Raw genomic sequence first — 10,004 nt, forward strand, 5'->3', positions numbered from 1 at the left:
AGCCGCAGGGTCAGGCGACGGCAGAAACGGCCCTGGTTCTCGCGGATCGAACTGCCACCGCCTCCTCACCCCACGGCGCCAATGGGGATCGCATAACGGTCTCACCTGAGATGTGTCCGTCAGTCAGGGCGGGAGCTCCTTGAGGTGCTGGCGGGGTTGCACGCCGAGCAGCTCAGCAACCACCACCAGCCCTGCCCTGCCTGCGGCGGGCGAGACCGCTACCGCTTTGATGACAAGGACGGCAATGGCTCCTGGTTCTGCAACCAGTGCGGCGGCAAGGACCACCTAGGCGGCGGCGGAACCGGGATGGACCTGCTGATGCGGGTGCGCGGCTGGACCTTTCGCCAGGCCTGCGAGGAGGTGGAGCGCTACTTGCTCCTGGAGCCGGCCGGGACCGGGCGGCATCGGCCCCAGCCGGTGAGCACCGGTAACGGATCCGGCGGCAAGCCTTCTGCAGCCACAGGCCTACCGGGCCACGGCAGTCGGCCCTGGCGCCAACCCGAGCTCCCGCCTCCTGACGCTGCGCCACCGGCGTTGGATCAGGGGGCCATCGCCCAGTGGTGCTACCGCGATGCGGCAGGCAACCAGCTGTTCTGGATCCAGCGCCTCTGCCTTGGCGGCAAGGGCCGCAAGGCCTTTCTGCATCGCGTCTGGCTCGATGGTGGCTGGCACCGCCCCAGCCGCCGCGATCCCTTCTCCTGCGAGTGGCCTGCACCCCGGCCCCTCTACGGCCTGCCGGGCTTGAGCGTGCGCCCCGATGTACCGGTGCTGGTGGTGGAGGGGGAGGGCACCGCCGATGCAGCAGCGCTGCTGTTCCCGCAGCACGTGGTGATCAGCTGGGCCAACGGCACCAACGCGATCGCCAAGGCGGACTGGCAGCCGCTGGCCCCACTGGGGCTGGCGGGGCGGGCGGTGACGCTCTGGCCCGATGCCGACGCGCCCGGCCGCAAGGCCATGGCGCGGCTTGCTGCTCTGTTGAGCCAGCAGCGCTGCAGTGTGCAGCTGGTGGAACCACCGGCGGATCTGCCGCAGGGCTGGGATCTGGCTAATGCCGACTGGACGCCCCGACAGGCCGCGCAGCGGCTGGCGAAAACAGCCCAGCCATGGGCGCCCCCAGCCTCCGGCGCCGATGGCAGTGGCCCTGCCCCACCTGCCCCTGCAGTACCGAGGTCGGCAGCGCCCTTCCTATGCCTCGGTTTCGACGGCGACTCCTACTACTACCAACCGCACAACACCGGCCAGGTGATGCGCCTCTCGCGCAGCGCCCACACCGCTACCAACCTCGTTGCTCTCGCCTCCCTTAGCTATTGGGAGACGCTCTACCCCAGCAAGAGTGGGATCAACTGGGCTGCTGCTGCCTCGGATCTGTTTGAGCAGCAGGCCAGCAACGGCGTCTATGACCCTGAGCGGGTACGGGGCCGGGGCGCCTGGCTCGATGAGGGTCGCGTCATCTTTCACCTCGGCGATCGCCTCAATGTGGACGGCCGTCCCTGCTCCGTCCTGCAGCCGCCGGCGTCCCGCTTCTTCTACGAGCAGGCCCGGCACCTCGACGGCCCTGGCGATTTGCCCCTCCTCGATGCCGATGCGATGCAGATCCGCTTCATTGCGGAGCGCTTCCGCTGGGAGATGCCAGCCTCCGCCCACTTCCTCCTCGGCTGGCTAGTCCTGGCCCCCGTCTGCGGCGCCCTGAACTGGCGTCCCCATATTTGGCTCACCGGTGGGGCCGGCACCGGTAAGACCACGATCCTCAAGTTGTTCCTCCGCCCCCTGCTGGGTGGCGTTGTCCAATCCGCCACTGGCGGCACCACCGAGGCCGGCCTGCGCGGCACCCTCAAGTCCGATGCCATCCCCGTGGTCTTCGATGAGTTTGAGCAGAACGAGCAGAAGGACAAGCTGATCGTTCAGAACGTGCTGGCCCTGGCCCGCATCGCCAGCTCAGAAGGCGGCAAGATCTACAAAGGCACCACCTCCGGCGGCGCGAACAGCTTCGAGATCCGCTCGATGTTCTGCGTCTCCTCCATCAATGTGTCGCTGATTCAGAAGGCCGACATCGACCGGTTCTGTGTGCTCGGCCTGCGCAAGGACCAGATGGAGAAAAGTGAATGGCTTGACTTCGAGCGCGAGATCGCAACAGTCGCCACGATCGACAACGGCAGGGCGCTGATCAATCGCACGCTGCACCATCTACCCGCCATCATCCAGAACGCTCGCGTCCTGGCTCAGGCCCTTGGCCGTCGCTTTGGCCAGCGCTTTGGAGACCAGCACGGGACCTTGCTGGCAGGGGCCTGGAGCCTGGAGGCAGGTGGAGGAGGACCCCTTGACCTTGCAATGGCTGACCAGTGGCTTGATCAGATGGACTGGCAACACCAGCAGCCTGATAACGCTGAGGCTGATGAGATCAAGTGCCGCGACACCATCCTCCAGCAGATCGTGCGGCATGACGTCGGGGCAGAGGCCTCCTTTGGTGAGATGGTCCGCTGCGTCGCGCTGCAGGAGTCGCTGTCAGGCACCCTTTGGGACCGGCTGGTGCCGGTGCTCGGCCGCTACGGCTTGCGGGTGTTCCGAGCTGGCCAACCCCTGCCGGATGGAGAGCGCGCCGAGGGGCATTTCCTGGCGGTCGCCAATGCCAACGCCCAGCTCGACCACGTGCTCCGCAGTACCCCCTGGAGCGGTGGTGCCCACCGCTCCGCGCTCAGACGTATCGACGGGGCCTACCTCCCCAAGCGTGTGGTTCACTTCGCAGGCATCGGGACAAAACGCTGCGTCATGGTGACCATCGATGCCGCTGACCTGGAAAACGTTTGATCGAACAGCTCTCAAACAGCGACTGTTAGCCCCAAAACCACTGCGGCACAGTGGATTTGGGGAAATCTAACGATCTAACGCTTGCGCCAGCCGATACACCCCCTTATACGCATAGTGCGTGTGCACCCGAGAGAGACCCCCTCTCATATATATCTCTATTAAAATAGATGTTTGTTTGTTAGAGGGGTGGTCAGATCGTTGTGGTGGCATGGAGTTTCGATCTAACGCACGACCGTTGGATCCGTGTTAGATCGTTAGACCCTGATTCCAATTACTCTGCTGAGATGACATATCACGACCTGCCCTTTGACTGTCTGGCCGTTGGCCAGCAGTTCGCTGTTGACCTGCCGCGTGAACAGGTGATCCAGCTGGCCAGGTCCTACATCCGAGAGAACCCCGGTACTGGCTTTGGCTTCATGCGAGAAGACGGCAAAACCACCTGTACCCGGATGGCCTGATCGAGTGGCCGTTCACGTCGCCGCCACCTGGCTTGACCCGATCCCCTGTCTCTGGCGGGATGAGGCAGCCCATCGCTACTGGCTGGGCGAGCACCTGTTCCCGGTGTCAATCACTGGCGTGCTGGCCCATGGCCTGAGCGACTACGCCAAGCGCTCGATCGAGGCCAAGCGACCGATCTGGGAGCCGCGCGGCACCACGGTGCACGCGGCCCTGGAGCGCTACAGCCAGGCCCGTTTCCTGGTGGGCAGGAGCGCCAGCGATGCCCTACTGGAAGTCGAGACCCTGAGCGGCCATCACCAGTACCGGGACTGGATTCTGCCGCTGCTGCAGCTGCCGCTTTGGGATGAGGTGCAGGTGATCGCCAGCGAGCGGCTCAGCTGCTGCCTTATTCGCAACGTGGCAGGGGCCTTTGACGGTGCCTACGTCTCACCGGCCCTGAGTGAGCGCCGGGGCCACGAGGTGCGGGTGCTTTACGACCTCAAGACCCTCTCGTCCCACGGCCGGCCCTATTCCACCGCCGCCCAGCTGGGCGGCTACATGGTGCTGGAGGCGGCCCAGGGGAACCACTACGAGCTGGGCCAGACGATCTGGAGCAAGCCCGGTGAGGCCTTCTGCAGCACCTTCTACAGCCGTGAGCAGTGCCTGGGGGCCTGGGCCGCAGCCTGGAGCGGCTACTGCCTCGCCCACAGACCCTTCTGAGCACGGGGAGCGCTGATTAGGAATTAACAGCCCCTGCGATTGCGGCTCTTAGTACAGAGCCCATACAGTGAGGCGCTGGCAGGCTCTTGTCTGCTGGCCCCTAAATGCTGCGCTCCTGGTGATGCCTGCTGCCCCTGTTGAAGCTGCCTCGGCGCCGACAGCCGCCCCTCACGGTGCGACGGATGGGTTGGACGCCATCGATGCGCTGCTCGATGCCATCACGGCACTCAAGGCCCAGCACAAGCAGCTGGAGCAGCAGCTCGAGCCCTTGCTTGAGGCCCTCAACACGGCGATGGCCACCGGCCGGCTGGATCCGTCTTTCTCCCACAACGACTGGGCTTTTGCCCACAGCAGTGGGCGGCTGAGCTACGAGTTCCCGGCGGCGGTACAGCAGATCGAGCAGCAGCTCAAGACCGCCAAGGACAGGGCCATTCAGCAGGGCAGCGCCACGGAGAAGCGTGGCAAGCCCTTCTGGACCATCCGCCCCCCGAAAACCCAGCCCCTGCCGTTCTGAGCTGATGCCGCCGCGCGCCCACAACTTCAGCGCTGCTGATCCGGTGGAGGAGCTGCGCGCTGCCGCCTGCGCGGAGGACGACAACGGCCAGCCGCTGTATGAGCCCACCGATCCGGCTCGGCCGATCGGGCACGCCAATCCGCCCAGGCGCCCCCGGGGAAAGGCGGCCCAGCCATCACAGCGGCCCTCGCGCCTGGAGGTGGAGCGCAGGGTTGCGGAAGCGCAGCTATGGATCGCCCAGCGAATCCCGCTGGTGCTGACCGTCGAAAAAGCTCGTGAAAGTTGGGGGGTCACTAACACGCAGACGGTCAATCGCTACCTCAACCTCGCCCGCGAGCGGATGGTGGAGGAGTTGATCAACGATCGCCGCCGTCACCAGGCCGAGCAGATCTTCGCCATCAATGAATGCGCCCGCCGGGCGATGGATGCCGAGCAGTTTTCTGCCGCGGTGGGCGCCTTCCGGGTGATCGCCGAGATCGGCGGCCTGCTGCGCGCACCGATCAAACCACCGGAGCCGAGGGCATGACTGCGAGCACCAGCACCGCGATGCCAGCACCGGTGCTCACGCCACAGGCCTCTGCAGAAGGCGGTCTGCTGCTGAGCGAGCTCGACCCCTGGGGTGACGCCGGCCTGCTGCACCTCCCCACGACCACGGCTGCTGAACCTCCAGAACCCCAGAGCCTGCGCAGCTTCATTGCCGAGGCCTACCCCCGCTATGGCTTTCACCGCTGGGCCGATGTGCTGATCGATCTGCTGCAGCAGGTGGCCGATGGCCAGATCAGCCGGCTGATCGTCACCTGTCAGCCGCGGCTAGGGAAGCTGTGCGCCCACGACACCCCCGTGCCGACACCCACTGGCTGGCGGCGCCACGGCGACCTACGGCCTGGCGATCTGGTCTTTGGGCCGGATGGGCAGCCGACGCAAGTGCTGGCCGTGTCGCAGGAGCAGCAAGCCACGATGAAGGTCACCACCACCCGTGGTGAGGAGATCTGGTGCCACCCGCGCCATGAGTGGCAGGTGCGCAACCGCCGCAGCCGCCGCTGGGAGACCCTCGAAACCAGGGAGCTTGCGGCACAGCCATTGCACAGCGGGCAGCTCGGCCGCCGCGGCTCCCGCTTTCTTTTCCAGCTGCCCCTCGTTCTGCCGTTGCAGTACCAGCGGCAGTCGTTGCCGATGGATCCCTATTCCCTCGGCTACTGGCTGGGAAATGGCACCGCTGGCAAGCCACTCGTCACCCATGACCGCCATGACCTGGCGCCGGTGGCCGCCATGGTTCAAGCCGGCTACGCGGTCTCGGCGGTGCATCACCACCGCAGCCCCCGCTACGAGCGGGTGCAGGCCACCTCACTGGCGGGGTTGTTCACCAGGAAGGGGCATCCCAGCCCCCTGCGCTCTGACCTGCTGGCTGCTGGGGTGCTGCACCACAAACACATTCCCGAGCAGTTCCTGCGTTCAGCGCTGGACCAGCGGCTTGCCTTGCTGGCGGGGCTGATCGACAGCGATGGCACGGTCGACTGCAAGTCCCGGGTCTGCTTTTCCTCCACCAGTCCGGAACTGGCCGCAGGAGTGCTCGACCTGGCGGAGGGACTGGGTTTCCGGCCTTACCGGACGGAGATGCCACCGTGCACCAGCAGTAGCGGTGTGGTGGGCCGCAAGACGGTAGTCACGGTGGGCTTTCAGCCGACCCTGCCGATCCCTACCCGGCTTGCTCGCAAGGCCATCTCCCGTCTGGCGCCGCAACGGCGTGCCGCGATTGCTCGCATCGATCACGATCCCGCCTCACCCCGCTGGGGACGCTGCATCCAGGTGGACCGCGCCGATGGGCTTTATGTCGTGGGCCGTCAGCTGACGGTGACCCACAACAGCCTCCTGGTTTCCAAGCTCTTCCCGGCCTACTTCCTGCAGCGCTACCCGCACCTGTTTGCGGCGATTGCCTCGTATTCAGCTGAGCTGGCCTATGCCCACTCCCGAGAAGCGCGCCACTTTTACCGGGTGACCGGTCACCTGCTGGCCCGTGATTCAGCAGCGGTGGGCAACTGGCTTACTCGTCAGCGCGGTGGCTGCATTGCCGCCGGCGTCGATGGCCCGTTCACGGGTAAGGGCTACAGCCTGGGGATCATTGATGACCCCTACAAGGGACCAGGTGATGCCGCCAGTCCTGCGCTGCGGCAGAAGTTGATCGACTGGCTCCGCTCGGTTTGGCTTACCCGGGCCGAACCGGCCATGGTGCTGGGACCAGACGGCAGCGAGCAGCCAAACCTTTCAGCCCAGGTGGTGGTGCTCACCCGCTGGGACCACCAGGACGTGATCGGCTGGCTGTATGAGCAGGAGCTCGGCGAGGCGCCCCAGCAGTGGACCGTGCTGGACCTACCAGCTGTTGCAGAGGACCCGGCTGAGCGCCCCAAGCTGCCGCCTACCTGCACGCTGATTCCGGACTGGCGCGAGAGGGGCGAGGCGCTGTGTCCGGAGCGGTTCCCCCTGTCGGAACTGATCAAGATCCGTGCCCGCCTTGGTGCCTACTGGTGGGCAGCGCTGTACCAACAGCGGCCTAGCCCGGCGTCTGGTTCGATCTTCTTGCGCAACTGGATCCGGCCCCCATTCCCGAGGGAAGCAACAAGCCAGGCGGCTGGCCGCCAGCGGCAGTACGCCCTGCTGGCCCTCTCGTGTGACCTGAGCTTCAAGGGGGAGGCGGAGAGCGACTACTGCGGCTTCTGCCTGGTGGGCCTGCTGGCACCACCCCCCAGAGCGATCAACCCGCGCAGCGGTGAACCTGAGGGGCTGCCTCAGATCACAGCCTTGGAGATGGAGGTGCTCTGGGCAGCACGGCATCGCTTTGGCCTGCCGGAGGTGATCCGCTTCCTGCTGGGCTGCCTGCAGGCACTGGAGCAGCAGGGCCTGCGGCCCAATGCCGTGCTGATTGAGGACGCCGCCAATGGCCCGGCGGTGCTGCAAACCCTCCGGCGCCGCGTGCCGGGAATGTTGCCGATCACGGCCCGCGGCAGCAAGGAAACCCGCGCCCATGCCGTAGCCCCCCTGGTGGAGGCGGGGCAAATCCGCTTTCACCACCGCGCCCAACCGCTGGTGGAAGAAGCGATCCGCTTTCCCAAAGGCAGCAAGGACCTGGTGGATGCCTTCTGCCATGGCGCCCTGTGGCTTGAGGGTCGCTACTGGAAAGCCCAAGGCATCCAGCCGGTGGTGACCCCACTGCTTGTGAGTCGGTGAGCGTGCCGCTGGTGTCCGCAGTGCGGGAATATCCCACGCCTTCTGCAGAGGAAAGCCCACTCCCTGCCGTGCTGACTCCGGCTGCTGTGCAGCTGGTGCTCCCGATGACAGTTGTACTGGTGGGTGATGCCGCAGGTGCGGCGCAAATGCTCAAGCAACGGGGCTACCGCCGGCCGGCATGCCATGCACGTGCGCAGCAGCTGGTGATCAACTTTCAGGCACCACTCCATCACCACCCCAGAGCGCAGGGTCAGCGGCCTCCACGCTGCAGGCCACAGCGACAGCGGCCAGTGCGGCCCCACGCCGCTGCTGATGCCCTGGCCCTGGAGCACATGGACTTGGCGGAGAAGATCGCTGGCAACTTCGCTCGCCGCACTGTTCACCCCAAGGAGGACTTGCTGCAACTGGCAATGATCGGACTGATCAAAGCGTCGCGCCGCTACGACCCTTCACGAGGCCCGTTCCGTCCTTACGGGCGCACCTATGCCAATGGGGAGATCACGCACTTTTTGCGGGACAACGGGTTCCTGCTGAAGGTCCCACCGACATGGCGGGAACTGCATGCGCGGGGGCAGCGGTTGCTGACCTCAGGAGTAGGAGTTGCCGAGATGCTGGTGCGATTAGGGATCAGCCGGGAGCACTGGATTCAGATTGTTGACGCCTGTTCAGTACGAGTGGTTGCTTTCCCGGTTGAGTGAACGCCACTACAAGCGGCACGAGTGACAGCGAGCGACCTTCCGAGAAACCTGTTGGGCTATGGCGTAAGTAAATTCTTCCCGCATGTTCAAATCAATGGCTCACCGTCCATTCCACAAGGTGGATCGTAAGTGCCGTGCCAACCGATCAACGTGCGCTCAAAAGAATCCACAAAGTAGCGCGAACCCGCTGCAATACTCACTACACCGCTTGCATAAGCAACACATAGTGCATCTGAGGTTCGACGCTCCGCAGCCTCTTCCCATAGATTACTACTTGGAGGCAAGTTCGGATCCTTGGGGGTTGCCCAAAGTGACTTCGAGCTGTAGGAAGCTCGCCTCAGAAGTGCTGCCAAAGCCGTATATTTGCGTTCGTCCGCGACATCTGCTGCACTGAGCCGCTCACGAGAGAGTGTTTCGACCGCCGCGCCCAAGCGAATAAGCTCGCGACATGCTGCCTCGTGACCAAAATACGCAGCCTGATGCAAGAATGTCCAGCCAGAAGATGACTTTTGGTACCTGCTACATTCCCGCGCCAAGCAAGGAATGTTTAGCCATCCAGATAGCACTTGCTCCCAGGCCCCAATCTTCACATTTTCGTAGGCACGGTCAATGGCCTGCTGATGTTCGCTCATAAATCCTCGACATGCCAATAGGTCTGCCCAGTGCTGAACTTTCGGGCCCACACAAAGAAAGAGCTCGGCACTTCGTGGTCCGCATAAGAAACCGAAGTCATTGCCAACTTAGTTCTAGGCCCGCTGCATGGCAGTCAATCTAAGGCGGATGGCTCATCAAGCCGGGTTCTAATACGAACCCTGTCAAGAACCCAATCCCCGCCGCTTGATCTATTTGCTTGCCCTGATGCCCTGACCGAAACTATGCAAACCCTGCATAGTTCATCCCGCGACTCATTTCCACAACTGGCAAGAGCTGTGACTACAAGCAGCAGCCCGTGCCCACCACCCGCCGACGCAGGACAACCACACTCAGCAGTCTCACTTCCCCATATGCACTGCCTGCCCAGCCCCCCTGGCTGGAGCACCCCACCCTCTCCGGCCTGAGGGACCGCCTCCAACTGGTCTACGACTGCTGGACTCTGCTGGAGCTCCCTGATGGCACTAGCCGCCGGCCGTTGTATCTAACCCGCGGCATAGAAGAACCCGAGGCCTGCTACATCAAGCGACTGGAGGCAGCCCGCCCCACCGGCTTCTACCGCGATGCCCTGCGCACCTACGCCGGGATGCTGTCGCGATTGGCCTGGCAGGAGCTGCCCGACTCCCTGAGCCGGGTGGCCACTGATGTCGATGGCCAGGGCACCGACCTGGGGGTGTTCCTGTTCCTTGCTGACCTGCTCACCCTTCGCGATGGCGGCTGCCTGATCCTGCAGCTGCCGCCCCAGCACCGCTGGCCCTCAGAAGGCGACCGGCTGGAAGCCCTCGTGTCCCGCGTCAAGGGTGACCGGCTCTCCCTGCCTCGGCTGCAACTAGGAGTTTGTTGCCAATAGAGCATCGAGCCTCTGAGCACGGCGAATTCTGGCCGCGCTGAACTCTTCATCGCTGCTGAGGCTCTTTTGTTCTGCTGAGCATGCCCATCGATGGGCCTGAATCAGC

At 64.5% G+C, this 10,004-nt stretch carries 9 protein-coding genes; 8 read left to right on the forward strand and 1 reads right to left on the reverse strand.

Features of this window, described 5'->3' with window-relative positions; translation table 11 throughout:
• Positions 1–144 precede the first annotated feature (144 nt).
• The 7 genes from KBZ33_RS20315 (at position 145) to KBZ33_RS20345 (ending at position 8,397) form a co-directional block, all read left to right on the forward strand.
• Positions 145–2,805: a primase-helicase zinc-binding domain-containing protein gene (locus KBZ33_RS20315; protein ID WP_254955273.1), complete on the forward strand. Its 2,661-nt coding sequence runs from the start codon at positions 145–147 to the stop codon at positions 2,803–2,805.
• 284 nt (positions 2,806–3,089) lie between these two features.
• The gene (locus KBZ33_RS20320; RefSeq protein ID WP_254955274.1) at positions 3,090–3,263 is read left to right on the forward strand and encodes a hypothetical protein; all 174 of its coding nucleotides are present in this window, start codon (positions 3,090–3,092) and stop codon (positions 3,261–3,263) included.
• 4 nt (positions 3,264–3,267) lie between these two features.
• Entirely contained in the window at positions 3,268–3,963 is a 696-nt protein-coding gene (locus tag KBZ33_RS20325) for a hypothetical protein (protein WP_254955275.1), read from the forward strand.
• Positions 3,964–4,150: 187 nt separating this feature from the next.
• Positions 4,151–4,477 carry a hypothetical protein gene (locus KBZ33_RS20330; RefSeq protein ID WP_254955276.1) on the forward strand — a complete coding sequence of 109 codons (327 nt, stop codon included), beginning with the start codon at positions 4,151–4,153 and terminating at the stop codon, positions 4,475–4,477.
• A gap of 43 nt (positions 4,478–4,520) precedes the next feature.
• The gene (locus KBZ33_RS20335; RefSeq protein ID WP_255011952.1) at positions 4,521–5,003 is read left to right on the forward strand and encodes a hypothetical protein; all 483 of its coding nucleotides are present in this window, start codon (positions 4,521–4,523) and stop codon (positions 5,001–5,003) included.
• On the forward strand, positions 5,000–7,699 hold the full coding sequence (locus tag KBZ33_RS20340; protein WP_254955278.1) for an LAGLIDADG family homing endonuclease: 2,700 nt from the start codon (positions 5,000–5,002) through the stop codon (positions 7,697–7,699). The genes KBZ33_RS20335 and KBZ33_RS20340 overlap by 4 nt, the downstream gene beginning before the upstream one ends.
• Positions 7,696–8,397 (forward strand): sigma factor, encoded by a 702-nt coding sequence (locus KBZ33_RS20345; protein ID WP_254955279.1) that lies wholly within the window; start codon positions 7,696–7,698, stop codon positions 8,395–8,397. The genes KBZ33_RS20340 and KBZ33_RS20345 overlap by 4 nt, the downstream gene beginning before the upstream one ends.
• An 86-nt stretch (positions 8,398–8,483) precedes the next feature.
• Here KBZ33_RS20345 and KBZ33_RS20350 read toward each other — a convergent pair whose 3' ends face one another.
• Positions 8,484–9,029, reverse strand: coding sequence for an ankyrin repeat domain-containing protein (locus KBZ33_RS20350; protein WP_254955280.1), 546 nt, complete (start codon positions 9,027–9,029; stop codon positions 8,484–8,486).
• A 317-nt stretch (positions 9,030–9,346) separates the two neighbouring features.
• On the opposite strand from KBZ33_RS20350, the gene KBZ33_RS20355 reads away from it, so the two are divergent.
• Positions 9,347–9,898 (forward strand): hypothetical protein, encoded by a 552-nt coding sequence (locus tag KBZ33_RS20355; RefSeq protein WP_254955281.1) that lies wholly within the window; start codon positions 9,347–9,349, stop codon positions 9,896–9,898.
• The last annotated feature ends 106 nt before the right edge of the window (positions 9,899–10,004 follow it).

Source organism: Cyanobium sp. Cruz-8D1 (assembly GCF_024345975.1).
Lineage (GTDB): Bacteria > Cyanobacteriota > Cyanobacteriia > PCC-6307 > Cyanobiaceae > Cyanobium.

Bases quoted from the DNA above. Each gene is read 5' to 3' on its own strand.
- KBZ33_RS20320 (WP_254955274.1), top strand. From the start codon at position 3,090: ATGACATATCACGACCTGCCCTTTGACTGTCTGGCCGTTGGCCAGCAG.
- KBZ33_RS20340 (WP_254955278.1), top strand. From the start codon at position 5,000: ATGACTGCGAGCACCAGCACCGCGATGCCAGCACCGGTGCTCACGCCA.
- KBZ33_RS20350 (WP_254955280.1), bottom strand. From the start codon at position 9,029: ATGAGCGAACATCAGCAGGCCATTGACCGTGCCTACGAAAATGTGAAG.